At 71.8% G+C, this 26013-nt stretch carries 23 protein-coding genes; 14 read left to right on the top strand and 9 right to left on the bottom strand.

Annotated features, from left to right (window positions below):
• Positions 1–46: 46 nt before the first annotated feature.
• Complete coding sequence (locus ACX9I7_RS00530; RefSeq protein ID WP_387576061.1) at positions 47–541, bottom strand: DUF3145 domain-containing protein; 495 nt, start codon at positions 539–541, stop codon at positions 47–49.
• Positions 542–874: 333 nt separating this feature from the next.
• Here ACX9I7_RS00530 and ACX9I7_RS00525 point away from each other — a divergent pair, with 333 nt between their 5' ends.
• A complete protein-coding gene (locus ACX9I7_RS00525; RefSeq protein ID WP_459386119.1) occupies positions 875–1783 on the top strand; it encodes an SGNH/GDSL hydrolase family protein in 909 nt (302 codons plus the stop codon).
• Positions 1784–2055: 272 nt separating this feature from the next.
• Here the strand turns inward: ACX9I7_RS00525 and ACX9I7_RS00520 are convergent, their stop codons facing one another.
• Positions 2056–2859: an MgtC/SapB family protein gene (locus ACX9I7_RS00520; protein ID WP_387576065.1), complete on the bottom strand. Its 804-nt coding sequence runs from the start codon at positions 2857–2859 to the stop codon at positions 2056–2058.
• A gap of 90 nt (positions 2860–2949) precedes the next feature.
• On the opposite strand from ACX9I7_RS00520, the gene ACX9I7_RS00515 reads away from it, so the two are divergent.
• Positions 2950–4248: a pyroglutamyl peptidase gene (locus ACX9I7_RS00515; protein WP_459386118.1), complete on the top strand. Its 1299-nt coding sequence runs from the start codon at positions 2950–2952 to the stop codon at positions 4246–4248.
• Between the two features lie 7 nt (positions 4249–4255).
• A complete protein-coding gene (locus ACX9I7_RS00510; RefSeq protein WP_459386117.1) occupies positions 4256–4978 on the top strand; it encodes a carbon-nitrogen hydrolase family protein in 723 nt (240 codons plus the stop codon).
• Between the two features lie 317 nt (positions 4979–5295).
• Here the strand turns inward: ACX9I7_RS00510 and ACX9I7_RS00505 are convergent, their stop codons facing one another.
• The 5 genes from ACX9I7_RS00505 to ACX9I7_RS00485 all read right to left on the bottom strand — a co-directional run bounded on the left by ACX9I7_RS00505 (position 5296) and on the right by ACX9I7_RS00485 (position 10271).
• Complete coding sequence (locus tag ACX9I7_RS00505) at positions 5296–5973, bottom strand: response regulator (protein WP_126913976.1); 678 nt, start codon at positions 5971–5973, stop codon at positions 5296–5298.
• The gene (locus ACX9I7_RS00500) at positions 5970–7262 is read right to left on the bottom strand and encodes a sensor histidine kinase (RefSeq protein WP_387576072.1); all 1293 of its coding nucleotides are present in this window, start codon (positions 7260–7262) and stop codon (positions 5970–5972) included. Before ACX9I7_RS00500 ends, ACX9I7_RS00505 begins: the two co-directional genes overlap by 4 nt.
• Before the next feature lie 101 nt (positions 7263–7363).
• Positions 7364–8224, bottom strand: a complete 861-nt coding sequence (locus ACX9I7_RS00495; protein ID WP_387576074.1) for a DUF4429 domain-containing protein — start codon at positions 8222–8224, stop codon at positions 7364–7366.
• Positions 8225–8289: 65 nt separating this feature from the next.
• Complete coding sequence (locus ACX9I7_RS00490) at positions 8290–9534, bottom strand: alpha/beta hydrolase (RefSeq protein WP_387576076.1); 1245 nt, start codon at positions 9532–9534, stop codon at positions 8290–8292.
• A gap of 98 nt (positions 9535–9632) precedes the next feature.
• Entirely contained in the window at positions 9633–10271 is a 639-nt protein-coding gene (locus ACX9I7_RS00485; protein ID WP_387576078.1) for a TetR family transcriptional regulator, read from the bottom strand.
• Between the two features lie 112 nt (positions 10272–10383).
• Here ACX9I7_RS00485 and ACX9I7_RS00480 point away from each other — a divergent pair, with 112 nt between their 5' ends.
• Both ACX9I7_RS00480 and ACX9I7_RS00475 read left to right on the top strand, forming a co-directional pair.
• Positions 10384–11988: an MFS transporter gene (locus ACX9I7_RS00480; protein ID WP_459386116.1), complete on the top strand. Its 1605-nt coding sequence runs from the start codon at positions 10384–10386 to the stop codon at positions 11986–11988.
• Positions 11989–12090: 102 nt separating this feature from the next.
• Entirely contained in the window at positions 12091–12453 is a 363-nt protein-coding gene (locus ACX9I7_RS00475) for a peptidase inhibitor family I36 protein (RefSeq protein ID WP_387576082.1), read from the top strand.
• A 101-nt stretch (positions 12454–12554) separates the two neighbouring features.
• On the opposite strand, the gene aceE is transcribed toward ACX9I7_RS00475, so the two are convergent.
• The gene (gene aceE, locus ACX9I7_RS00470) at positions 12555–15287 is read right to left on the bottom strand and encodes a pyruvate dehydrogenase (acetyl-transferring), homodimeric type (protein ID WP_387576084.1); all 2733 of its coding nucleotides are present in this window, start codon (positions 15285–15287) and stop codon (positions 12555–12557) included.
• 480 nt (positions 15288–15767) lie between these two features.
• On the opposite strand from aceE, the gene ACX9I7_RS00465 reads away from it, so the two are divergent.
• The 6 genes from ACX9I7_RS00465 (at position 15768) to ACX9I7_RS00440 (ending at position 20358) form a co-directional block, all read left to right on the top strand.
• Positions 15768–16211: a DUF3052 domain-containing protein gene (locus tag ACX9I7_RS00465; protein ID WP_387576086.1), complete on the top strand. Its 444-nt coding sequence runs from the start codon at positions 15768–15770 to the stop codon at positions 16209–16211.
• A gap of 181 nt (positions 16212–16392) precedes the next feature.
• Complete coding sequence (locus tag ACX9I7_RS00460) at positions 16393–16851, top strand: peroxiredoxin (protein ID WP_189452060.1); 459 nt, start codon at positions 16393–16395, stop codon at positions 16849–16851.
• 181 nt (positions 16852–17032) lie between these two features.
• The gene (locus ACX9I7_RS00455; RefSeq protein WP_387576088.1) at positions 17033–17608 is read left to right on the top strand and encodes a TerD family protein; all 576 of its coding nucleotides are present in this window, start codon (positions 17033–17035) and stop codon (positions 17606–17608) included.
• A 145-nt stretch (positions 17609–17753) separates the two neighbouring features.
• Entirely contained in the window at positions 17754–18329 is a 576-nt protein-coding gene (locus ACX9I7_RS00450) for a TerD family protein (RefSeq protein ID WP_189452058.1), read from the top strand.
• A 48-nt stretch (positions 18330–18377) separates the two neighbouring features.
• Complete coding sequence (locus ACX9I7_RS00445; RefSeq protein ID WP_459386115.1) at positions 18378–19517, top strand: DUF475 domain-containing protein; 1140 nt, start codon at positions 18378–18380, stop codon at positions 19515–19517.
• A 97-nt stretch (positions 19518–19614) separates the two neighbouring features.
• On the top strand, positions 19615–20358 hold the full coding sequence (locus tag ACX9I7_RS00440; RefSeq protein WP_387576092.1) for a TerD family protein: 744 nt from the start codon (positions 19615–19617) through the stop codon (positions 20356–20358).
• 42 nt (positions 20359–20400) lie between these two features.
• Here the strand turns inward: ACX9I7_RS00440 and ACX9I7_RS00435 are convergent, their stop codons facing one another.
• Positions 20401–21297: a TerD family protein gene (locus ACX9I7_RS00435; protein ID WP_459386114.1), complete on the bottom strand. Its 897-nt coding sequence runs from the start codon at positions 21295–21297 to the stop codon at positions 20401–20403.
• A 243-nt stretch (positions 21298–21540) separates the two neighbouring features.
• Here ACX9I7_RS00435 and ACX9I7_RS00430 point away from each other — a divergent pair, with 243 nt between their 5' ends.
• Genes ACX9I7_RS00430 through ACX9I7_RS00420 form a run of 3 tightly spaced genes read left to right on the top strand, consistent with a single transcriptional unit; the run spans position 21541 to position 25972 of the window.
• Positions 21541–22704 (top strand): HpcH/HpaI aldolase/citrate lyase family protein, encoded by a 1164-nt coding sequence (locus tag ACX9I7_RS00430; protein ID WP_392757702.1) that lies wholly within the window; start codon positions 21541–21543, stop codon positions 22702–22704.
• Entirely contained in the window at positions 22701–25169 is a 2469-nt protein-coding gene (locus ACX9I7_RS00425; RefSeq protein ID WP_459386113.1) for a phosphoribosyltransferase, read from the top strand. The genes ACX9I7_RS00430 and ACX9I7_RS00425 overlap by 4 nt, the downstream gene beginning before the upstream one ends.
• Positions 25166–25972 carry an HAD family hydrolase gene (locus ACX9I7_RS00420; RefSeq protein ID WP_358630807.1) on the top strand — a complete coding sequence of 269 codons (807 nt, stop codon included), beginning with the start codon at positions 25166–25168 and terminating at the stop codon, positions 25970–25972. The genes ACX9I7_RS00425 and ACX9I7_RS00420 overlap by 4 nt, the downstream gene beginning before the upstream one ends.
• Positions 25973–26013 lie beyond the last annotated feature (41 nt).

The following is a 26013-nucleotide window of genomic DNA, read 5'->3' as shown; positions in this document are numbered from 1 at the left end:
CGACGCTAGGGCCTGGAGCGGGCTCGAAGGCAAGACCCCGCCGTTGTCAGACCACCTGGTGCAGCCAGCGGACCGGCGCGCCCTCGCCCGCGTGACGGAAGGGTTCCAGTTCGTCGTCCCACGGCTTGCCGAGCAGCTTCTCGACCTCCGCCTGGAGGTCCGTCCCGTCCCGGTCGGCGCGCGAGAGCGCGGCGCGGAGGCGGTCCTCGGGGATCAGGATGTCGCCGTGGATACCGGTGACGGCGTGGAAGATGCCGAGGTCGGGGGTGGAGCTGTAGCGCTCGCCCTCGGCGGTGGCGCACGGTTCGGCCGTCACCTCGAAGCGCAGGAGGTGCCAGCCGCGCAGCGCGGAGGCGAGTCTGGAGGCGGTGCCCACCTGGCCCTGCCAGGAGAGCTCGGAGCGCCAGGTGCCGGGGGAGACGGGCTGCCGGATCCAGTCGAGGGTGACGCGCGTGCCGAGCACGCCGCCCACGGCCCATTCGACGTGCGGGCAGAGCGCTCGGGGCGCGGAGTGCACATACAGAACTCCACGTGTCGTCACCGGGTCCTCCAGTGCGGTTCGAGGGTGGCCTTCCCCAGCGGCCTCGCAGCCGAACCGGTCCCGCCCGGGACAGCAGCAGACATTCTGCCCCAATGGCCACTCCCGCACCAGCCCGCGAGGTTACCAACAGTAAACACCATCGGGAGCAATTCTCCTGAAAAGGGACAGGATGTGACGTGTTGTGATTTGGTGCCGCCGTGGACCGAAAGGCGGAGCGAAAGATGCCGGACCGACTCGATCACCCGGGAAGAAAAGCTACCGTGCGGGCGTGTCGCGGGCGTGACGTACCGTCGGTCCCGGACAGATATCACCCGGCCGGAGGGGAACACGAGCATGAACGTCGCACGGGGGAAGAGGCGAGGGGCGGTCGTCACAGCGGCCGTGGCGGCGGTCTGCGCCACCCTGCTGGCCTCGGGCTGCGAGAGCGGTGCGGCCGCCGGTGCCGGCGGCGGCGAGCAGCGGGCCGCCGCCCCGGCCAAGCCCAAGCCCGTCCGCCCGGCCTGGAACCCGCGCCCCGCCTCCATCGCCTCCCTCGGCGACTCCATCACCCGTGGCTTCGACGCCTGTTCCATGCTCAAGGACTGCCCCGAGGCGTCCTGGGCCACCGGCACCTCCGTCGACAGCCTCGCCCGCCGGCTGCTGGCCTCGCCCGGGACCAGCAGCTGGAACCACGCCCGCACCGGCGCCCGGATGGCCGACCTGCCGGAGCAGATGCGCGCGGCCGTCGCCGAGAAGCCGCAGCTCGTCACCGTGCTCGTGGGCGCCAACGACGCCTGCCGCAAGAACGTGGACGACATGACCACCGTGGACGACTTCCGCGCCGACTTCGAGAAGTCCCTGAAGGAGCTGCGCACCGCCCTGCCCAAGTCCCAGGTGTACGTGGCCGGGGTGCCGGACCTGCGGCGGCTGTGGGCGGAGGGGCGCAAGAGCCTGATCGGCCCGGAGATCTGGAAGCTGGGCTCGGTCTGCCCGTCGATGCTGGCCGACGCCGCCTCCGACGACGCGGTGGCCGAGGCCCGCCGCGTACGGGTGGAGCAGCGGGTCCTCGAGTACAACACCGTGCTCAAGAACGTGTGCGCGCGCGACGGGCTGTGCCGCTTCGACGCCTCGGTCCACGGCTACGACTTCACCGGCCAGGCGCTCAGCAAGTGGGACTGGTTCCACCCCAGCAAGCAGGGGCAGGGTGAACTCGCGGCCCTCGCCTACCGCACCATCACCGCCGCCGAGCCGCCCGCCGCGTAGGGCGCCGCACAGTACGCACGGCCCGGTCCGCCACCGGCGCGCCCGGCGCGGAACTCGCCGGCACCGGGGCCCGTACCCTCGCCCCGGGCACCCGGTGCCGTCCGCGCCCGCGCGATGACGCCCGGGCCGTGGCCGAAGACGGGCACGGGTGGCCTCGACCGGCCCGTGCCGCCTTCCGCCCCGCACGTTATCCGATGAACGAGCGCTTCTCATAAGCGAGTTCACCCGCGCGTGGACGTGCCGGGAGAATCGCCCCGCCGGTCACCCGCCCGTCACTCGGTGCTCTCGCGATGGGCGTGGAGATCGATGTCGAGGATGCCCTCCCAGTCGGTGAGCTCCTCCATCAGCGGATGCGCCGATCCCTTGCCCTCCAGGCTCAGCACCACACCCGCCTCCCTGACCTTGCCCCTGGGCCGTTCCGCGCCCTCCTCCGGCTCCGCCCGGGCGTGGACCTGGACGTCCGTGACCCGGAAGCCGCTCCGGGTGCACAGCTCCAGCACCCGGCCCAGCAGCCCCTTGCGGGTGCGGTAGGACAGGCTCAGCTCGACGTGCTCCAGCGCGGGCGTCGCGGCCAGCCGGCGGGTCACCACCGGGAAGCCGCGCACCACCAGGAAGTGCACGGCGGCCGCCATGCCGCCCAGCAGGGGCAGCCCACCGCCGCAGGCCATGCCGACGGCGCAGGTCAGCCAGATCGTGGCGGCCGTCGTCAGGCCGCGTACGGCGTCCCGGCGGACGAAGATCAGGCCACCGCCGATGAAGCCGATGCCCGAGACGATCTGCGCGGCCACCCGGGAGCCGTCGAACCGGCCCATCCCCAGATCGGGCACCGCGGCGAAGCCGTGGATCGAGACCTCCATGAACAGCGCGCTGCCCACGCCGACCAGCGTGTGGGTGCGCAGCCCCGCGCTCTTCTGCTGGAGCTCCCGCTCCAGCCCGATGAGCGAGGAGAGCAGCAGTGCCAGGGCCAACTCGGCTAACTGGCGCTTTCCTTGCCCCGCTCCCGGATCGAACAGCGGGGCGGCGGAGGCTCTTCCGGCGGATATCAGCGGGTCCATGAGGAGCTGCACTGTGTCCATCTCGCCATTGTGGCCTGAAACCGCTGTTGCGCGAAGGGAGTTGGCAGCCCTCTATCGCTCCATGCGGTCACGGTGATTACCTTCCGTCCCATGAGACCCCGTGATATATCCCGGACGCCGGGCCCTGGCCGGCTGGCCGTCCTCGGCGCCGTCCTCCTCGCCTGCTCCCCGCTCGCCCTCGCCGCCCCCGCCGGGGCCGCGCCCGCCGCCCCCGCCCTCACCGTGGAGGAGCAGCGTCTCTCCGGGCCCGTGCCGCAGGAGATCCTGCGCCGCAGCGGCTTCGACGACGTCGCCCCCGGCTTCGCCCGCGCCCTGGCCCGTACGCGCGGCGCCGCCGAGGCCGAGCGCCTGGCGGCCGCCGACGGCCGGCGGCTGTGGCGGCGGGCCGTGGACCGGGCCCAGGGGCGCGGCCCGGACGCCGGCGAGCTGAGCCGGGACGACGACCGGCCGCTGTACTGGGCGCGGCTGGGCATGACGCGGGCGCTGCGCGAGTGGCGGCCGGCGTTCCCGCTGCCGGAGCGGCGGCGCGCGGCCCTGGAGGCCGCCGTGGAGCGGTCCTCGCGCGGCCAGGACTCGATCGAGCTCCCGGCGGGCGGCGCGGTGAAGCGCGTACTGATCACCGGCTTCGACCCGTTCCAGCTGGACTCCGACATCCGCCGCTCCAACCCCTCCGGCGCGGCCGCGCTGGCCCTGGACGGCACCGTGATCGACACCCCGGCCGGCCCGGCGCGCGTGGAGGCGGCCGTCTTCCCGGTGCGCTGGGCGGACTTCGCCGACGGCACGGTCGAACGGACCCTGCTGCCCTACTTCCGGCCCGGCCCCCGCCAGGTGGACCTGTTCACCACCATCAGCCAGGGCCGCCCCGGCCGCTTCGACGTCGAGCGCACCAACGGCGCCTGGCGCGGCGGCTACCCGGACAACGCCCGGCTCTCGCGCACGGAGACCGTGCCGGTGCCGCCCGGCGTGCCGACCGTGACCCCGCAGCCGCAGTGGACGACCACGACCCTGCCGTACGCGGCCGTCACGGCGGCGACGACCGGTCCGTTCCCCGTCCACGACAACACGTCCGTGACCGAGATCCCGGCGGGCGGCACGGAGCCCGTCGCCCGGCCCGACGGCCCGACCCCGGGCTCGACCGCCCGCGCGGGCGGCGGCGGTGACTACCTCTCCAACGAGATCGCCTACCGCGCGACCCTGCTGCGCGACGCCGTGGGCCTGAAGGTGCCGGGCGGCCATCTCCACACCCCGGTGCTGAACTTCGGCGAGGGCAACACGGATCCCTCGACCGGGCAGGTCAGCGACCCCGCCTTCGTCCACGAGCGGATGGCGATCACCGCGCAGATCCGGTCCGTGCTGGCGGTGGCCGTGGGAGCGACGGCCGGGTCATGATGTGCCCATGATCATCGCAGCAGCGCAGTTCACCGCCCGGCCGTGCGACGTCGCCGCCAACGTGACCCGCACGGCCGGACTGGTCGCCGAGGCGGGCGAGCGGGGCGCGGCCCTCGTCGTCCTCCCCGAGCTCGCCGTCACCGGTTACGAGCTCGACGCCATCACCGGCGACCCGGACCGGCTGACCTTCGCCCCCGACGACCCCCGGCTGGACCCGCTGCGCGCGGCGTGCCGGACGGCGGGCGTCGCGGCGGAGGTGAACTGCGCGGGCCGCGCCCCGTCCGGGCCGACGATCAGCACCTTCGTGTACGGCCCCGACGGGGAGCTCCTCACCCGCTACGACAAGCAGCACGTGACGGACACGGAGGGCGCCGCGGGCTTCACGGCGGGCACGGAGGACGGCCGCTTCACGCTGGACGGAGTCACGTTCGGCCTCGCCATCTGCTACGACGCCCACTTCCCCGACCTCGTGCGCCGGGCCGCCGCCGACGGCTGCGCCGTACTGCTGGCCAGCTCCCTCTACGGCCGGGGCGGCGGCGCCCGCGAACGGACGGAGATCTTCCCGTCCCTCGCCCGGACCAACGACTTCCACGTCCTGCTGGCCAACCACGTAGGCGCGGCGGGCCCCTACGACGCGTGCGGGCTCAGCGCGGTGTGGGGCCCGAACGGCGACGTGCGGGCGGAGGGTCCGGACAACGCGGAGGGTCTGGTTCTGGCGACGGTGCGGTAGCGCCCCAAAGGGGCGCGGGGAACTGCGCGACCAGCCCCCACCGGGCCGTCAGTGGCAAATGAACCGCCGCTCACCCCCACGGTGCTCCGTAATCGGACTGCGGCACCCCCGAGGACACGGCGCCGGCACCGCCGCCGCGTTGATCCGCCGCTCCGGCGGATGCACACACACCGAGCAGTACCAGGACGGCCGCTGGCCCGGCGTCACATCCCACCACATCGCGTTGTGGCAACGATTGCAGCGCATACCGGCATCGTCGCGCGGCCGGCCCCGCCCCGTCCCCGCTTCGGCCGCGCGACCACCCGTACCGGGGACGGTCAGCCCTCGCCCGGGGTCACCAGGCCCGACTCGTAGGCGAAGATGACCGCCTGCGCGCGGTCCCGGAGGCTCAGCTTCCCCAGGACCCGTCCGACGTGCGTCTTGACCGTCTGCTCGGCCAGGACCAGCCGGTCCGCGATCTCCTGGTTGGACAGGCCCCGGGCGATCAGCTCCAGCACCTCCGTCTCCCGGGGCGTCAGCCCGCCGGGGCGGGCCGTGCCCGAACGGCGTCGGGGCGCCGGGCGTTTGGCGAAGTCCGCGATGAGCCGGCGGGTCACGGAGGGCGCCAGGAGCGCCTCGCCCGCGGCGACCACCCGCACCGCCGAGATCAGATCCGCCGGCGGGGCGTCCTTGAGGAGGAAGCCGGAGGCGCCCGCCCGCAGCGCCTCGTAGACGTAGTCGTCGACGTCGAAGGTCGTCAGCATCAGCACCTTGGGCCGGTGGACCACCCCTCGCGGCGGGTCGAGGATCTGCCGGGCCGCCTCCAGACCGTCCATCTCCGGCATCCGGACGTCCATCAGCACCACGTCCGGGTGGGCGGAGCGGCTCAGGGCCACGCCCTGCCGGCCGTCCGCCGCGTCGCCGACGACGTCGATGTCGGACTGGGCGGCCAGCAGCGCGGCGAAGCCCGCCCGCACCATGGCCTGGTCGTCGACGATGATCACCTTGATGGTCATGCGGTGGAGGATTCCTCTTCTGTGCGCAGCGGGAGCCGGGCCGCGACCCGGAAGCCGCCCTCCGGCAGGGGGCCGGTGTCGAGGGTCCCACCCACCAGGCGGACCCGCTCCCGCATCCCCACCAGACCGTGGCCCGTCCCGCCGGTCTCCAGCGGGGGAGTGTCCCGCTCAGGCGCCGCGTTGACGACGAGGACCACGAGGCCCGTCCCGTCGGGTTCCGGCGAGAGCGAGACGCGGGTGGCCGCACCCGGGGCGTGCCGGACGACGTTGGCCAGGGCCTCCTGCGTGATGCGGTAGGCGGACAGGTCCACGGCCTGCGGCAGCGTGGGGAGTCCGGGCATCGACAGCTCGACGGGCACCCCCGCCCGTACCGTCGCCTCGATCAGCTGCGGAATCCGCTCGACGCCGGGCTGCGGTGTCCGGTCGGCCGTGCCGGGGGCGCCGGCGGTGTCCTCGTTGCGCAGCACGCCCAGCAGCCGGCGCATCTCCGTCAGCGACTCCCGGGCCGTGGCGGCGATCGAGGCGAACTCCTCGCGGGCCGCGTCCGGGAGACCCTCGACGCGGTACGGGGCGCTGTCCGCCTGCACGGTGATGACGGACATGTGGTGGGCGACCACGTCGTGGAGCTCCCGGGCGATGCGGGCACGCTCCTCCAGCAGGGTGCGGCGGGACCGTTCGGCCTCGCTGATGGTCTCCTGCTCGGCCAGCGCCCGCTGGGTGACGGCGCGTTCGCGCAGCAGGCCGCCGATGACGAGCAGCACCCCGCCGATGACGAGCAGCGCCACCCAGGAGCCGTTGCTGCGCCCCGGGGCGATGAGCTCGAAGACGACACTGGCGGCGCCCGTCAGCGTCCACACCGCGATCAGGGTGCGGTTGCGCTCGCGCAGGCCGACGGCGAGCAGGAGCAGCAGCATGCCGATGATGGCCATCGGCGTCCACGGCCAGGGCTGGGGGTGCGGGCCCGGCGGAAAGCCCAGGATGGCCGCCGCGCAGACCGTGTGGGCGGTGAAGGCCACCGCCCAGGCGACCAGCGGCCGCCGCACGGCGAACAGCAGCGGCAGTACCTGGAAGAGGCCGAGCACCAGCGCCAGGTCGGGGTTCAGGTGGTAGCCCTCGCCGAGGAACATGACCGTGACCGGCAGCAGGATGGCGACGAACACCATCGCCACGGCGTACGGCAGCCGCCGGACGAACCGGCGCGGGGAGTGGCCGAAGAGCGGGGTGGGCGGCCCGGCGGGGGTGAAGGTGTCACGCAGCCGGGCGAGCGGGGTCATGGGCGTGGTGGGCATGGCCCGACCAGCGTAGATCGGGGGCCTGCCGGTGGGCGTCACCCCACGGTGCCGACCCCGGGGGCCGGGTCATACCGAGGTATCACGCGCTCCGGCCGCCCCTACAGTTCCGCCAGCAGCTGCGCCTTCTTCGTGCTGAACTCGATGTCGGTCAGCAGCCCCGCCTGGTGGAGCTCGCCCAGGTGCCGGATGCGCTCGGCGATGCCGCCGGGGTCGGGCCGGGCGGTCACGCGGTGCCGGCCGGGGGCGGCGGGCACCTTGGCCCGTACGGCGGCGAGGACGGCCGCCGCGAACGGCAGGGACTCGTGGACAAGCCCGTAGCCCATGCCGAAGGCCACGGCCGCCGGGTCCTGGTCGGGCTCGGGGCGGCGCTCGCCGTCGGCGCCCCGCAGCACCAGGCGGAGGTGGCCGGCGGCGGCGTCGGGGGAGCGCCATTCGACGCCGGTCAGCTCGTCGAGGGGGAAGCGCTGGTCGCCGGCCTTCCACTTGGCGGAGGAGGCGCCGGTCCAGAACCAGCGGAAGGAGACGGCCCGGCCGTCGAAGGACGCCTTGCCGTCGTAGGCCTTGAAGGTCAGCGGGGGCGTGGGCGCGGTCACCAGATGGCGCTCGGCGGGCTCCTGGGCGCGGGGGCCGAGCGCGTCGCGTATCCGCTCGGCGTAGTACTCGGCGAGCAGCTCGCGCTCGGCCGGGAGCACCAGCCGGTAGGGGTCGTTGCCCTCCTTGAGCTGGCCGTCGGCCACGTCGATCAGCGGATCGGCGCCGGGTCTGGGCACGGCGCGCAGCACCACCGTCCCATGCCTCCCCGGGGCCGCTTCGACGGCCGCGAGCGCCTCGAAGGGGACGCGTCGCTCGCCGAGCGCCTGGAGCAGCTTCGGTGTGCGGATCCCCCGTTCGAAGCGGATGAGCACGGAGTCGGTGCCGAACTCCCAGACGGTGTGGAAACCGGCCAGCACATCACCCATGCCGCTCATCGTAAGCGGCGCCCGCCCGCCCGTCCCCCCTCGTGGCGCTACGCGCGTCAAGCCGGTCAGGCCGCGGCGGCGACGGCCTCCGGGCCCAGCCCGTCCGCGCAGTCACCGCTGTCCCTCGCGCACCGGACGGAGGCGGGGGCTCCGACGCCGATCCCGGCGAAGTTGGCGAGGCTGGTGGTGCCGGGCGCGAAGTAGCCGGTGTGGCCCTGGGCGTCGCCGGCGGACAGCACCCGCGCCCCGAAGCCCGCGGAGACCGGGTCGGCGCCGTGGCCGAGGCCGCCGACCTCCATGTGGGGCACGCCCTGGATCCAGTCGTCCGCGTCGCGCATCGCCCATATCCGGGCGGTGGTGGCCAGGTCGGAGACGCTCTGGGCGCGCATGCCGGGGCTGCCGGCCACGGCCACGTCGGTGACGCGGGCGGGGAGCTCGCGGGCGGCGACGCCGCACACCACCGAGCCGTAGCTGTGGCAGAACAGCGCGACCTTCGAATCGCCGGGCAGCGACCGGACGAGCCGGCGCAGCCGCAGCGCGCCCTCGGCGGCGAGCTTGCCCGTGGCGGCGTCCATGCCGACGCCGGCGGGCGAGGTGTAGTCGGCCCAGGCGATGACGGCCGTCCTGGTGGCGGGGCCCGCCTTCCGCTCGGCGGCGTAGAGGGAGCGGCCCATGCCGACGGGGGCGCTGTAGGCGCGCTGGGTCTTCTCGAACGTGAGCACATTGGTGTCGACGCCCGGGACCACCACGGAGACCCGCCGGGCCGCGTCGAGGTCGCCGAAGACCTCCGCGACCCGGCCGTCGCCGGCGGGGTCGAAGGCGAGGATCTGCCGGTCCGGGGCGAGCAGCGACTCGAAGCGGTGCATCCGGCGGGCGGCCTCGTAGCGGCCGGCGGGGGTCAGCCCGGCGTCGTGGCTGCGTTTCTCCTCGACCGCGCGGGCCTGGGTGAGCGCGGCGCGGTTGGCGCGGTAGCGCAGCTCGGTGGGGGCGCCGCCGAGGTTGCCGACGACGAGCGGATAGCGCTCGGCGAGCCGCTCGCGCTGACCCGCGGTGAGCGTGGTGAAGAAACGGGACAGCGCCGACGGCTCCGCGTCGGGGGAGGGCAGCGGGCGGCCGCTGACGGAGCCGTGCCGCCAGGCCTTGAGCGAGGCGGCGCGTGGATCCTCCGCACCCTTGTGGCTTCTGACCGCCGTCCAGCCGGTGGTCGCGAGCATCACGAACACCACGGCCAGCGCCAGCAGCGCGCGCCAGGCCGTGGTGGCGTTGGTCCAGGGGATGGAGGAGGAGCCGAGCTCCGGGAAGGAAGTCACCGCGGACCACCCTAGGAGAAATCCGCTTGCGTCCGGGAAGCCGGTGAGCTATCTCACGTTTGCATGGCCGTGATTGAGCGCACTCGTCCGCCTACCGCTCAAGAACGCCAGTTTTCCGCCAGTGCGGGACCGATCTGATCCAGATAGGCGGCCGTGCGCTGCCGGAACCCCTCCATGTCCCCGTCCAGCAGATCGCCCCAGCGCTTGCCCACCTCGCGCATCACCCCGCTGAACGCCGCGACCAGGATGCGCGGCCGGGGGTCCTCCGCCGGCAGCCCCTCCCGGCGGGCGATCTCGTCGGTGAGCCGGTCCTCCAGCTCGGCCAGCCGCCGCAGATGGGCCGCGAGCAGCTGCGGGGTCTCCTGGATCATCCGGTACGTCCGGACGTAGAGCTCCAGCGGGACGACCGACTCGATGGCCTCCCCGATGCCGTCCCAGCACTCGACGACGGCCGAGCGCAGCGCGGTGAGCGGCGGCTCCGCCGCCGGGCGCGCGCACACGGCGGCCAGGATGTGCGACTCGATCATCCACTGGACGGCGAGGGCCACGTCCTCCTTGCCCGCGAAGTAGCGGAAGAAGGTGCGCTGCGAGACGTCCGCGGCGGCCGCGATCTCGTCGACCGTCGTGCCCTCGTACCCCTGGAGGGCGAACAGCTCCTGGGCGCACCGGACGAGGGCCTCGCGGGTGCGGCGCTTCTTGCGCTCACGCAGGCCCGTGGTGCTCTCGATCGTGTGCATGCCGCCTCTTCCCGATGCGTTTTCGCTGCTCAGCATAGTTGTGGCCAAGATGACAGACTGCGCCTCTTGAAAGTGATTGTCGAGTGTCAGCGGCTGCCATAATCTCGGTGGCATGACTCGGACCCGGACCACCGTCGCCGAGGCGACGCCGCCCCAGAAGCCCCGCGACGGCTTGAGCGGCTTACGGGGCCATCCCTGGCTGACCCTGCTCTCCGTCGCGATCGGCGTGATGATGGTCGCGCTCGACGGCACCATCGTCGCCATCGCCAATCCCGCCATCCAGAAGGACCTGGGCGCCTCGCTCGCCGACGTCCAATGGATCACCAATGCCTATCTCCTCGCCCTCGCCGTCGCCCTGATCACCGCGGGCAAGCTGGGTGACCGCTTCGGTCACCGGCAGGTCTTCCTCATCGGTACCACCGGATTCGCCCTCTCCTCCGGACTCATCGCCCTGTCGGGCAGCGTGTCGCTCGTGATCGCCCTCCGCGTGCTCCAGGGCCTGTGCGGCGCGCTGCTGATGCCCACCGCGCTCGGCCTGATCCGCGCCACCTTCCCCGCCGCGAAGCTCAACATGGCCATCGGCCTGTGGGGCATGGTCGTCGGCGCCTCCACGGCCGGCGGCCCGATCGTCGGCGGCCTGCTCGTCGAGCACGTCAACTGGCAGTCCGTCTTCTTCATCAACGTCCCCGTCGGGGCGCTGGCGCTGGCGCTCGGCTCGGTCTTCCTCGCCGGTCACCGGGCCGAGGACGCGCCCCGGTCCTTCGACATCCCGGGCATCGTCCTGCTGTCCGGCGCGATGTTCTGCCTGATCTGGGCGCTGATCAAGGCCCCCGCCTGGTCCTGGAGCGACGCCCGGACCGTGGTCTTCCTCGGTACCTCGGCCGCCGCCTTCCTCCTTTTCGCCTTCCGGCAGACCCGCGGCCGCGAACCGCTGCTCCCCCTGAGCCTGTTCCGCTCCGTGCCGCTGTCCGCCGGGGTGGTCCTGATGGTGCTGATGGCCTTCGCCTTCATCGGCGGGCTGTTCTTCGTGACCTTCTACCTCCAGAACGTCCACGGGATGTCCCCGGTGGACGCGGGCACGCATCTGCTGCCGCTGACCGGGATGATGATCGTCGGATCGCCGCTGGCGGGTGCGCTCATCTCCCGGATCGGACCGCGGATCCCGCTGATGGTGGGCATGATCAGCGCCGCCGTGGCCTGCTTCGGGCTGGCCACGCTGGACGCCGGTACCGGCACGCTCACGATGTCGCTGTGGTTCCTGCTGATGGGCGTGGGCCTCGCGCCGGTCATGGTCGGCGCGACGGAGGTGATCGTCGGCAACGCGCCCCTGCGGCACGCGGGCGTGGCCGGGGGACTCCAGCAGTCGGCCATGCAGGTGGGCGGCTCGCTGGGCACGGCCGTCCTCGGCGCGGTGATGGCGTCCCGGGTCGAGCACCTCCTGCCGGAGAAGTGGGCCGGGGCGGGGCTCCCCGCTCTTGGGCCCGAGCGGCTTTCCCAGGCCGCCGACGCGGTCTCGGTCGGCGTGGCCCCGGTGCCGGCGGGGACGCCGCCGCAGTACGCGGAGAAGATCTCCACCGTCGCGCATGACACGTTCGTGTCGGGGATGCAGGTGGGATTCCGGGTCGCCGGGTGCGTGGCGATCGCCGCGGCGCTGGTGGCGGCCTTCACCAAGCGGGGGGAGAACGCGGGGGGTTCGGTGGGGGCCGGGCACCTCTGATCTTCCCCCTATCAGGGTGGGAATGGGCGGCGGCCCTTGGCAGCGGCGATCACGGAGCGTGAGACTCCTCGTACCGATCGGACTGGGGGAGTGATCGCTGTGGTGCGTGCTGTTGTCTTCGGGCTCGCCGCCGTTCTGGCTCTGGCGGGGGCGCCTGCCGCGCAGGCGCGGGCGGCTACGGGCGCCACCGGCGCCTGCGCGGCGGGGCAGTTGTGCTTGTGGCCCAAGCCGGGCTATCGGGGGGCGGTCCATGCCAGTGAGCTGGCGGGGATCGACATCGAGAGCTGTACGGCCCTGCCGGCCGGGGTGACGGGGGCGTCGCTCGTCAACCGGACGGGGCATCCGGTGACGACGTATCAGAGTGGTACGTGCGCCGAGACCGGCGAGTTCGACACGTATCCGTCGGGGAGCTGGGTGCCCGAGTCTCCGTACGTCGTGCGGGCGTACAAGGTGTGGGAGCACTGACGTCCGCTGACGCCTGCCCACAAACCGGCGAACGCCGGAGCCCCCGGCCGCTTCAAGCGGCCGGGGGCTCCGGCGTCACGACTGACCGTCAGCGCGAGCGACTACGCGTCGCCACCGGCCGCGCCCGGGTCGGCCGCGGCCACGTCCAGGAGCTCGTAGCGGTCGATGGCCTGCTTCAGGGCAGAGCGGTCGATCTTGCCCTCCTTGGCGAGCTCGGTGAGCACCGCCAGGACGATCGACTGCGCGTCGATGTGGAAGAAGCGACGGGCCGCGCCACGGGTGTCCGCGAAGCCGAAGCCGTCGGCGCCCAGCGAGGTGTACGTGCCGGGGACCCAGCGCGCGATCTGGTCCGGGACGGCGCGCATCCAGTCGGACACGGCCACCTTCGGGCCCTCGACGCCGGCGAGCTTGCTCGTCACGTACGGGACGCGCTGGTCCTCCTCCGGGTGGAGCAGGTTGTGCTCCTCCACCTCGATGGCGTCGCGGCGCAGCTCGTTCCAGGAGGTCGCCGACCAGACGTCCGCCTTGACGTTCCACTCCTCGGCGAGGATGCGCTGGGCCTCGATCGCCCACGGCACGGCCACACCGGAGGCCATGATCTGCGCCGGGATGGCGCCCGCCTCGCCCTGCTTGAAGCGGTACAGACCCTTGAGGATGCCCTCGGCGTCCACGTTCTCCGGCTCGGCCGGGTGCTGGATCGGCTCGTTGTAGACGGTGAGGTAGTAGAAGATGTCTTCCGCGTTCTCGCCGTACATCCGGCGCAGACCGTCCTGGACGATGTGCGCGATCTCGAAGCCGAACGCCGGGTCGTACGCGACGACGGCCGGGTTGGTCGAGGCCAGCAGGTGCGAGTGGCCGTCGGCGTGCTGGAGGCCCTCACCGGTCAGGGTGGTGCGACCGGCGGTGGCGCCGAGGACGAAGCCGCGGGCCAGCTGGTCGGCCATCTGCCAGAACTGGTCGCCCGTGCGCTGGAACCCGAACATCGAGTAGAAGACGTAGATCGGGATCAGCGGCTCGCCGTGGGTGGCGTAGGCGGAACCGGCGGCGATCAGCGACGCGGTGCAGCCCGCCTCGGAGATGCCGTCGTGCAGCATCTGACCGGTCGGGGACTCCTTGTACGCGAGGAGCAGCTCGCGGTCCACGGCCTCGTACTGCTGGCCCAGCGGGTTGTAGATCTTCGCCGAGGGGAACAGCGAGTCCATGCCGAAGGTGCGGTACTCGTCGGGGGCGATCGGCACGAAGCGCTTGCCGATCTCCTTGTCCCGCATGAGGTCCTTGAGCAGGCGGACGAAGGCCATGGTGGTGGCGATCGACTGCTGGCCGGAGCCCTTCTTCGTCGGCGCGTAGGCCTTGTCGCCCGGCAGGACGAGCGGCTTGGAGCGGTCGACACGGGTGGGCACGTACCCGCCGAGCGCCTTGCGGCGGTCGTGCATGTACTGGATCTCTTCCGAGTCCTTGCCCGGGTGGTAGTACGGCGGCAGGCCGGACTCCAGCTCCTTGTCGGAGATCGGGATGTGGAGACGGTCACGGAAGCGCTTGAGGTCCTCGACCGTGAGCTTCTTCATCTGGTGGGTCGCGTTGCGGCCCTCGAAGTTCGGGCCGAGCGTCCAGCCCTTGACCGTCTGCGCGAGGATCACGGTCGGCTGGCCCTTGTGGGCCTTGGCCGCCGCGTAGGCCGCGAAGATCTTCTTGTGGTCGTGACCGCCACGGCCCAGGTGGAGGATCTGGTCGTCGCTCATGCCCTCGACCATCTTGCGGAGACGCTGGTCGTCGCCGAAGAAGTGCTCGCGGATGTACGCGCCGGTCTCGGTGGCGTACGTCTGGAACTGGCCGTCGGGGGTGCTGTTGAGCTTGTTGACCAGGATGCCGTCGCGGTCCTGCGCGAGCAGCGGGTCCCAGGAGCGGTCCCACACCAGCTTGATCACGTTCCAGCCGGCGCCGCGGAACTGCGACTCCAGCTCCTGCATGATCTTGCCGTTGCCGCGGACCGGGCCGTCGAGGCGCTGCAGGTTGCAGTTGACGACGAAGGTCAGGTTGTCCAGGCCCTCACGGGCGGCCAGGGACAGCTGGCCGAGCGACTCGGGCTCGTCCATCTCGCCGTCGCCCAGGAACGCCCAAACGTGGGACTTGGAGGTGTCGGCGATGCCGCGCGCCTCCATGTAGCGGTTCATGCGGGCCTGGTAGATCGCGCCGAGGGGGCCGAGGCCCATCGAGACGGTCGGGAACTCCCAGAAGTCCGGCATCAGACGCGGGTGGGGGTACGACGACAGGCCGTAGGGGGCCTTCGACTTCTCCTGGCGGAACGCGTCGAGCTGCTGCTCGGTCAGTCGGTCCAGCAGGAAGGCGCGGGCGTAGACACCGGGGGAGGCGTGGCCCTGGAAGAAGATCTGGTCGCCGCCGTCACCGCCGTCCTTGCCGCGGAAGAAGTGGTTGAAGCCCACGTCGTAGAGCGAGGCGGAGGAGGCGAAGGTGGCGATGTGGCCGCCGACGCCGATGCCCGGGCGCTGGGCGCGGGAGACCATGACGGCCGCGTTCCAGCGGGTCGCGTTGAGGACCTTGCGCTCGATCTCCTCGTTGCCGGGGAAGAACGGCTCGTCCTTGGTCGCGATGGTGTTGACGTAGTCCGTGCTGCGCATCTCGGGCACGGCGACGCGCTTCTCACGTGCCCGCTCGATCAGACGAAGCATGAGGTAGCGGGCACGTTCCCGGCCCCGCTCGTCGACGGCAGCGTCGAGCGAGTCGAGCCATTCCTGGGTCTCTTCGGGATCGAAGTCCGGGACCTGGCTGGGAAGACCGCCAATGATGATCGGGTTGCGATCGGATCCGGAAGCCACGCTGTTCCTTCGCTGTTCGGTCGTGTCGCGCTCTGCGCGCGGGATGCTGCGCACGGGGTCAACACTGTCTTTGCTTATATGTCGCGCCGGCTCCCATCGTGGACCTCGGCGGCGGAAACGTCATCTCTACTGGGCAGTAACCACCACATACGAGACGAATCGTCGAAGGTTGGTCGCCCTGGGCGGCCAAATCGCAACCATACGCCCCCGATGGGAGTCGCTCGCGTACGGCCGTTCGGGCTCGACCCCGGTCATCGCAAGGAGTAACTTCGCAAACCCGGCAGAACGCTGTGGTGTGAATCACTCGCGCTTGTTGCCTCATGGTTGGAGTTGCCATGAGACGTCCGCGTCCGTCAACGTTTCGGCGGGCCTGGCGGCCGGGTACTTGCGCGATCGGTCCGGCACGTGTGGACTACGCCCAATGCCTCGCGTACGCGAGGAACACAAGACAATTTCTCGAAACATGACAGGAGGCAATCCGTGAGCGCGACCGCGGACCACGCGGAGGAGCGGACCCTGGCCGTGAGGCTGGGTTTCCAGCCCGGACAGGTGGTCCAGGAGATCGGTTACGACGAGGACACCGATCAGGAACTCCGTGAGGCCATCGAGGAGCACACCGGCACGGAGCTCGTCGACGAGGATTATGACGACGTCGCCGATGCCGTCCTGCTGTGGTTCCGCGACGAGGACGGCGACCTCACAGACGCGCTGGTGGATGCCATCGGCTACCTGGAGGAGGACGGCATGATCTGCCTCCTGACCCCCAAGACCGGCCGTGACGGCTACATCGAGCCGAGCGACATCAACGAGGCCGCGCGCACCGCCGGCCTCACCCAGACCAAGTCCATCAGCGTGGGCAAGGACTGGAACGGCAGCCGTCTGGCCACCCCGAAGGCCGCGAAGACCAGCGGCGGCCGCCGCTAGCCCGAGCGGACCGGCGTCCGGACATCCGCGAGCCCCCGGCGACACCCGTCGCCGGGGGCTCGCGCGTTTCGCGCGCGGCGGAACACCCGGCCCACCCGGCGCACCCGGCTCAAGACGGCCGGGCGGGCAGTGAAAGACTGGGCCCGCCGACAGGCTCCGTCACCAGAGAGGTGTTACCCCCATGGCTATCGCCGCAGGCGACAAGGCGCCCGACTTCGCGCTCAAGAACCAGCACGGCGAGACCGTCCGGCTCTCCGACTTCCGCGGTGAGAAGAACGTCGTGCTGCTCTTCTACCCCTTCGCCTTCACCGGCGTGTGCACCGGCGAGCTGTGCGCCCTGCGCGACAACCTGCCCACCTTCGCCAACGACGACGTGCAGCTGCTGGCCGTCTCCAACGACGCCCCCTTCAGCCTGCGCGTCTTCGCCGAGCAGGAGGGCCTGGAGTACCCGCTGCTCTCCGACTTCTGGCCGCACGGCGAGACCAGCCGCGCCTACGGCGTCTTCGACGAGGAGAAGGGCTGCGCGCTGCGCGGCACCTTCATCATCGACAAGGAGGGCGTCGTCCGCTGGACGATCGTCAACGGCCTGCCCGACGCGCGTGACCTGAACGAGTACACCAAGGCCCTCGCCGCGCTCTGACACCGCCGTTCGAGCATGTTTCCGAGCCGCCCGGGGCAACCCCTACAGGTGTCCCGGGCGTCTGAAGCGCAAGAGCCTGTTTACGGTGGGAACCGGTCACTAGGATCAAACCGTTGATCGGGTGCCATCGAACAACCGGGGGCGCGGGAAACGCCTGGCCCCCCGAACCAATGGAGGACTCGTGGGAGTCAGTCTCAGCAAGGGCGGCAACGTCTCCCTGACCAAGGCGGCCCCGAACCTGACGGCCGTCGTCGTCGGTCTCGGCTGGGACGCCCGGACCACCACCGGCACGGACTTCGACCTGGACGCCAGCGCGCTGCTCACCAACGAGCAGGGCAAGGTCGCCAACGACCAGAACTTCGTCTTCTTCAACAACCTCAAGAGCCCCGACGGCTCCGTCGAACACACGGGTGACAACCTCACCGGTGAGGGCGAGGGCGACGACGAGGTCATCAAGGTCAACCTGGCCGGCGTCCCCGCGGATGTTCACAAGATCGTCTTCCCGGTCTCCATCTACGATGCCGAGACCCGCCAGCAGAGCTTCGGCCAGGTGCGCAACGCCTACATCCGCGTGGTGAACCAGGCCGACAACACCGAGCTGGCCCGCTACGACCTCAGCGAGGACGCCTCGACCGAGACCGCCATGGTCTTCGGCGAGCTCTACCGCAACGGCGCCGAGTGGAAGTTCCGGGCCATCGGCCAGGGCTACGCCTCGGGTCTGCGCGGCATCGCCCAGGACTTCGGCGTCAACGTCTGACGTCTTCGCGTCCGAGCCGCCCGTCCGGCGCCGCAGCCCCGACTTTCCCGGGGGTGCGGCGCCGGACGCGCACCGGCGGCACTCCTCCGGCCGGCGAGCAACGGGCCGCCGCCGGGCAGCACCACAACTCGGGGAGGAAAAGACCATGGGTGTCACGCTCGCCAAGGGAGGCAATGTCTCCCTCTCCAAGGCCGCGCCGAATCTCACCAACGTCACCATCGGCCTCGGCTGGGACGCGCGCTCCACCACGGGGGCCCCCTTCGACCTGGACGCGAGCGCGCTGCTGTGCTCCGCGGGCCGGGTGCTGGGCGACGAGTACTTCGTCTTCTACAACAACCTCAAGAGCCCCGACGGCTCCGTCGAACACACGGGTGACAATCTCACCGGTGAGGGCGAGGGCGACGACGAGTCCATCCTCGTCGACCTCACCAAGGTGCCGGTCACCTGCGACAAGATCGTCTTCCCGGTCTCCATCCACGAGGCCGATGTGCGCGGTCAGAGCTTCGGACAGGTCAGCAACGCCTACATCCGGGTCGTCAACCAGGCCGACGGCTCCGAACTGGCGCGCTACGACCTCAGCGAGGACGCCGCCGGCGAGACCGCGATGATCTTCGGCGAGGTCTACCGCTACGGCGGCGAATGGAAGTTCCGGGCCGTGGGGCAGGGGTACGCGTCGGGCCTTCGGGGTATCGCCCTAGACTTCGGGGTCAACGTTTCGTAAAGCCGCGTCCGCGCGGAGAGACCCGGACAACGAAGGATTGGGTGGCCAGTGCTCCTGAAAACCTTTGGTTGGTCGTTCGCCATCACGGCGGTCGGACTGGCCTTGGCAGGCGTTCTCTGGGGATGGCAGGGGCTGGCGGTCGTCGCGATCCTCTCCGTCCTGGAGATCTCGCTCTCGTTCGACAACGCGGTGATCAACGCCGGAATCCTCCGGAAGATGAATCCGTTCTGGCAGCGGATCTTCCTGACCGTGGGCATCCTCATCGCCGTCTTCGGCATGAGGCTCGTCTTCCCGGTCGTGATCGTCGCGATCACCGCCAAACTCGGCCCGATCGAAGCGGTCAAGGTCGCCATCCAGGACCACGACCGCTATGAACAGCTGGTCACCGGTGCCCACCCGGCCATCGCCGCCTTCGGCGGGATGTTCCTGCTGATGATCTTCCTGGACTTCATCTTCGAGGACCGGGACATCAAGTGGCTGGCGTGGCTGGAGAGGCCGCTGGCCCGGCTGGGCAAGCTGGAGACCCTCTCCACCGTCGTGGCCCTCGTCGTGCTGCTGATCGCCGCGACCACCGTCGCCACCTCCGTCCCCGTGCACGGCGGCGAGGGCACGGTCGACAAGGCGTCCACGGTGCTCCTGGCCGGCATCGGCGGCCTGGTGACCTATCTGATCGTCGGCGGCATCTCGGGCTTCTTCGAGGACCGCCTGGAGCAGGACGAGGAGGACGAGGACGGGGTCCAGGACGCCGTGCCCGCGAAGCAGGGCCCGTCGGTCGTCGGGCTGGCCGGCAAGGCCGCCTTCTTCATGTTCCTCTACCTCGAGGTCATCGACGCCTCCTTCTCCTTCGACGGTGTCATCGGCGCCTTCGCCATCACCAACGACATCTTCATGATGGCGCTGGGTCTGGGCATCGGCGCGATGTACATCCGTTCGCTCACGGTCTTCCTCGTCCGCAAGGGCACCCTGGACGACTACGTGTACCTGGAGCACGGCGCCCACTACGCCATCGGCGCCCTGGCCGTGATCCTGCTGATCACCATCAAGCACGAGATCAACGACGTCATCACCGGTCTGGTCGGCGTGGTCCTGATCGGCCTGTCGTTCCTGTCCTCCGTGGTCCGCAACCGCCGGGAGGCGGCCGAGGGCGACGGCGCCGGTTCAAAGGCCGAGGTCTCCTCCGGGGTGTGACAGCGGCACATTTGAGGAACGCTCTCACCGGGGCGGTCTCGAGGATCATCCTCGGGCCGCCCCGTGGCATGTGTGCTCAAAGTGGGGGTGCAAGGCAATGATCAGGGAGAAGTTCTTCGGCAACTGGGGCTATGCCGCCACACGCCAGTTCGATGCGAGCGGCACCAACGGCGCGGTCGAGCTGACCAAGCGCCATCCCACGTTTTCGCTGACCAAACAGGGTGCCATCAGCGGCAACCTGCGGGTCAACCTGTCCTGGCGGATGCGGACCTCGGACTTCGACGACCGCCGCCCCACCCTCGGCTCCTCGCTGCGCAACCCGCTGCGCAAGTTCACCCCCGAGGTGGTCCAGGCCCAGGGCCAGGCGATGGTCAACGTCGACCTCGACCTCGCCTGTATGTACGAGCTCCAGGACGGGTCGAAGGGCGTAGTCCAGCCGCTCGGCAACATACTGGGCAGCATCAACGCCCCGCCGTATATTCAGCTCAGCGGCGACGACCGCTTCGGGTCGGGGTCGGGCGAGACGATCTACATCAACATGGACCACCGCGACCAGTTCAAACGCCTGCTGGTCTTCGTCTACATCTATGACGGCACACCCGCGTTCGACCGTACCCACGCGATGGTGACCCTCTACCCGGGCAACGGCCCCCGGCTGGAGGTCTCGCTCCACGAGCGGGCCCCGGAGGCCCGGTCGTGCGCGGTGGTGCTGATCGAGAACGTCAAGGGCGAGATCCTCGTGCGGCGCGAGATGAAGTACGTCTACGGCTTCCAGTCCGAGCTCGACCGGCTGTACGGGTGGGGCCTCCAGTGGGGCCGGGGGTACAAGAGCAAGGTGTGAGCGCCGCCTGATCGCCAGGGCCCGTGCCCGTGCTCGTGCTCGTCACCGGCCGGGGAGGAACTGCGGCCCCTGCGGGGGCAGCCGGAAGGCCGGATCGGGCACGGGCTGGTGCGGCGGGTAGCCGTAGGACGGCTGGGGCGACTGCTGCGACTGGTGCTGCTGCTGCGGATATCCGTACGCGGGCGCGGGTGCGGGCGCCGGGATGGCGGGCGGGTCGGCGGGCGGCGGGGGATAGGCGTAGCCGCCGGAGGAGGACGCCGGGGAGGCGGGTGCCGCTGCCACCGGTGCGGGCCGGGCGCCCTCGCCGGTCGTGGCACCGGTCGTGGCACCGGTCGTGGCGGTGGGGCCCGTGCCGGACGCCGCCGGGGCGCCGTCCTCCTCCGGCTCGTCCACCGAGATGCCGAACTCCGTCGCCAGCCCCACCAGCCCCGAGGCGTAGCCCTGTCCGAGCGCGCGGAACTTCCAGCCGTCCCCGCGCCGGTAGAGCTCGCCGCAGAGCATCGCCGTCTCGTCGCCCGTCTCCGGCGTGACGTCGAAGCGGGCGATGGGCTCCGCGTCGGTGGAGCCCGCGCCGCTCCGCGCGGTGTCGTAGAGCAGCACGCACAGGTCCCGGACGAGCCCGAAGGGCCCGCCGTCGGCGGAGGCGGCCACCACCACGCGCGCCACGGACGCGTCGAGCGCCGTCAGATCCGCCTCGACCGAGTCCGTCGCGCCCTCCACCAGCCGCTTCTTGGGCAGATGGCGGACCAGGCCCGAGGGGTGGCGCGGCTGGTTGTAGAAGACGAAGTCCTCGTCCGAGCGCACCCGGCCCGCCTCCCCCAGCAGCAGGGCGGAGGCGTCCACGTCCGGGATGCCCGGGCCGGGTGTCCAGCGCAGCACGGCCCGCACGGTGGGGGCGTCCAGCGGGATGTTCGACCCCTTCAGCATGGCGTGCGTCATGTCCGCAATCCTGCCTTCCCGTGCCGCTCCGGGACAACGCAGGGGTCGCCGAGCGGGGAGTCGCGCCCCGCCCCGCGCCGCTGCCGCGCCCCGAAGCGTTTACCTGAAGGAACTGTGCAGGTCATGGGCTTTTCCTGGACTTGGGGAACTCTTGACCCGTCCCCGGACGTACCATAATCGGCCACGCTTCCGTGCCGTTCGACCGGCGGGAAGGGGCCCACGCCGTGGCATTCGGGGAGAACAATGAGGCATTTCGGATACCTGTCGCCCGCGGTGCGGAGTGGACTGTTCCATAGGGAGCCGGGCGAGTTCACCGCCGGTTCTCCCGCCCGTACGCTCTCCGTCGCCCTCGGGGCCACCCTCTACTGCCCCGCCACCCGGCCCTCCCTCGCCCTCGACGTACGCAAACAGGCGCGGCGCGGAGTGGTCTCCATGGTCCTCTGCCTGGAGGACTCCATCGACGACGCGGACGTCGTCGGCGCCGAGGAGAACCTCGTCCGGCAGCTCACCGACCTCGCGGGGGCCGAGGAGGACCTCCCCCTGCTGTTCGTCCGCGTCCGCGAGCCCGCCCAGATAGGCGATCTCGTCCGCCGCCTCGGCCCGGCGGGCCGGCTGGTGTCCGGATTCGTACTGCCGAAGTTCACCGAGGACCGCGGCCTTCCGTTCCTGGAGGAGCTGACCGCCGCCGAAGCCGCCTCCGGACGACGGCTCTTCGCCATGCCCGTCCTCGAATCCCCCGACCTGCTCCACCTGGAGAGCCGCACCGAGACGCTGACGGGCATCGCCAGAACCGTCGAGAAGTACCGCGACCGCGTCCTCGCCCTGCGGCTGGGCGTCACCGACTTCTGCTCCGCCTACGGGCTGCGCCGCGCCCCCGACATGACCGCCTACGACGTCCAGCTCGTCGCCTCCGTCATAGCCGACGTCGTCAACGTCCTCGGCCGCGCCGACGGCAGCGGCTTCACCGTCACCGGCCCGGTCTGGGAGTACTTCCCGCAGCCCGAGCGGATGTTCAAGCCCCAGCTGCGCCGCAGCCCCTTCGCCGGCCCCGCCGAGGCGCTGCGCACGGCCCTCATCCAGCACGACATGGACGGCCTCCTGCGCGAGATCCAGCTCGACCGCGCCAACGGCCTCCAGGGCAAGACCTGCATCCACCCCTCGCACGTGGCCCCCGTCCACGCGCTCTCCGTCGTCAGCCACGAGGAGTACAGCGACGCGCGCGACATCCTGCGGCCCGACCGCGACGGCGGCGGCGTCCTGCGCTCCGCCTACACGAACAAGATGAACGAAGTGAAACCGCACCGGGCCTGGGCCGAGCGGACCATGCTGCGCGCCGAGGTGTTCGGCGTCGCACGGGAGGACGTCAGCTTCGTGGAGCTGCTGGCGGCGGGGCTGCAGAGCGGATGAACGACGTGAACGACGTGAAAGGCATGGACGAAGCTGTGATCTGGTCGGGACAGTGGGTCGCGGACCGGCTGGGTGTGGGGCTCGAAGGCGACCCCCGGCTGCCGGAGCTGTTGGGCCTGGCCTTGCGGCGCAACCCCAAGCGGGCGCACCTGCTGGTCTCCAACGTGCTGGGCAAGCACGTCCCCGCCTCCCCGGCGGCGGTGTACGAGGCGGGGGCCGGCCTCGGCCGCCGGGTCCGCGTGCTGCTGGGCGACGCGGACGCGGCCCGGGCCGTCGTCCTCGGCTACGCCGAGACGGCCACGGGCCTCGGCCACGCGGTCGCCGACGGCCTCGGCCTCGCCCCCTACCTCCACTCGACGCGGCGCGCCGTGCCCGGCGTCGCCTCGGTGGGCGGCTTCGAGGAGGAGCACAGCCACGCCACGTCGCATCTGCTGCTGCCGGAGGACCCGGCGTTCTTCACGGGCGACGGCCCGCTCGTCCTCGTCGACGACGAGTTCTCGACGGGCCGCACGGTCCTCAACACCATCGCCGCGTTGCACGCGCGGTTCCCGCGCGAGCGGTACGTGGTGGTGGCGCTGGTCGACATGAGGTCGGCCGCCGACCGGGCCCGCCTGGACGAGTTCGCGCGCGAGCTGGGCGCGCGGGTGGAGCTCGTCGCTCTCGCTCAGGGCACGGTGTCCCTGCCGGAGGGGGTGCTGGAGCGGGGGCGGGAGCTCGTCGCCGCGGCGGAGGGAGATGCCCCGATCCCGCCCCTTCCCGAAACCGGGGCTCCGCCCCGGACCCCGGCGGTGCCGACCCGCGTCGATCCGCGCTGGCCCGTCGGCCTGCCCGACGGCGGCCGGCACGGCTTCACCCCCGCCCACCGGGCGCGCCTGGAAGCGGCGCTGCCGGGCATGGCGGCCCGCATCGGTGAAGCCCTCCCGCAGGGAGCGCGCCGCGTCCTCGTCCTCGGTACCGAGGAACTGATGTACGCCCCCCTGCGCCTCGCGCAGGCGCTGGAACCCGCCTTCGAAGAGGTCCGGTTCTCGACCACCACCCGCTCACCCGTCCTCCCCGTCGACGACCCCGGCTACGCGATCCGCTCCCGCATCGCCTTCCCCGCCCACGACACCCCCACCGACGGCCCCGGCGACCGCTACGCGTACAACGTGGCGGGCGCCGGCTTCGACGCGGTCGTCGCCGTCGTCGACTCGACCGCCGACACCCCCGCCCTCCACGCCCCCGGCGGCCTCCTGGACCGCCTCGCCGGCCACACCCGGCACGTACTGCTCGCCGTGATCCCCTCCTACGTGCCCCGACGACAGGTTCCCCCCATGCCGCTGCCCGACCCCCTCCGGGGCCCCGCGTTCTCCTCGTACGAGCCCGAGGACGTCGGCTGGCTCCTGCGGGACCTGTCCGCCGTGCGGCTGGAGGCGCCCACCGAGGAGCGGGAGGAGGCGATCCAGAGCGGAGGCGCGCACTACGCCGAGTCGCTGCCCGTCGAGTACCAGCCCAGCGAGCACTACCAGGCCCTCTACCACTCCGCCCTCGACGCCTCCGCGCGGCGGATCGCGCTCGCCGTCGGCACAGTCACCGAGACCGTGCTGGCCGAACGCTCGCCGCGCCCCGTCCTGGTGTCGCTGGCCCGCGCCGGCACCCCCGTCGGCGTGCTGATGCGCCGCTGGGCCCGGCACGCCCACGGCCTGGACGTCCCCCACTACGCCGTCTCCATCGTGCGCGGCAAGGGCATCGACCCCAACGCCCTGCGCTGGCTGGCCGAGCACCACGACCCGGCCGACGTCGTCTTCGTCGACGGCTGGACCGGCAAGGGCGCCATCACCCGTGAACTCGCCGCGACCCTCCAGGACTTCCCGGGCTTCGACCCGCGCCTCGCCGTCCTCGCCGACCCCGGTCACTGCGTGACCACCTACGGCACCCGCGACGACTTCCTCATCCCCTCCGCCTGCCTCAACTCCACCGTGTCCGGCCTGATATCCCGCACCGTCCTGCGCGACGACCTCGTCGGGCCGGGCGACTACCACGGCGCGAAGTTCTACCGCGAACTCGCCGGCGCCGACGTCTCCCGGGCCTTCGTCGACACCGTCGCCGCGCGCTTCGCCGACCCCGGCCTCCGCGACGACGTGACCCGCGCCGCCAAGGAGCTCGCGGCGGCCGACCGCACCCCCACCTGGGCCGGCTGGGCGGCCGTCGAGCGGATCAGCGAGGAGTACGGCATCCACGACGTCAACCTCGTCAAGCCCGGCGTCGGCGAGACCACACGCGTCCTGCTGCGCCGCGTGCCCTGGAAGGTCCTCGCCGCCCGCGGCGCGGGCGCCGACCTGGACCACGTACGGCTCCTGGCCGAACAGCGCGGCGTGCCCGTCGAGGAGGTGGACGGCCTGCCGTACAGCTGCGTCGGCCTGATCCACCCCCGCTACACCCGCTGCGCCACCGGCGCCGACGGCCGGACGGTGGCCGCCCGATGACCCTCCTCGTCGCCAGCGACCTCGACCGCACCCTGATCTACTCCACGTCCGCGCTGAGCCTGTCCATGCCGGACGCCGAGGCCCCGCGCCTGCTGTGCGTGGAGACGTACGAGAGCAGACCGCTGTCCTATATGACGGAGACGGCCGCCGGGCTCCTCGCCGAGCTGGCCCGTACCGTCACGTTCGTCCCCACCACCACCCGCACCCGCGAACAGTACGAACGGATCCGGCTGCCCGGCCCCGCGCCGGAGTTCGCGATCTGCGCCAACGGCGGCGAGCTGCTCGTGGCGGGCGAGCCCGACGCCGGCTGGCGGGCCCGCGTGGAGCGCGCGCTGGCCGCCGAGTGCGCCACGCTCGCCGAGGTCCACGCGCACCTGCTGCGCGTCGCCGACCCGGCGTGGCTGCTCAAGGCGCGTACGGCGGCGGACCTCTTCTCCTACCTCGTCGTCGACCGGGCGCTGCTGCCCGCCGGCTGGCTCCAGGAGCTGACGGACTGGGCCGGTGAGCGGGGCTGGACGGTCTCGCTCCAGGGCCGCAAGGTCTACGCCGTGCCGAAGCCGCTCACCAAGAGCGCGGCCGTCGCGGAGGTGGCCCGGCGCACCGGGGCGGCCGAGGTGCTCGCCGCCGGGGACTCGCTGCTGGACGCCGATCTGCTGCTGGCCGCCGACCGCGCCTGGCGGCCGGGCCACGGCGAGCTGTCCGACGTGGGCTGGACGGCCCCGCACGTCACCGCGCTGGAGACCCGGGGGGTCGCGGCCGGCGAGGAGATCGTCCGGGCGTTCCTGGGAGGGCGCGGGCGCTAGTCTCCAACCCGTAGTCGTCGACGAGTAGATGACGAGGAGAT

It is taken from the genome of Streptomyces sp. L500 (assembly GCF_054551825.1).
This window is presented reverse-complemented; position numbering and strand designations above follow the sequence as displayed.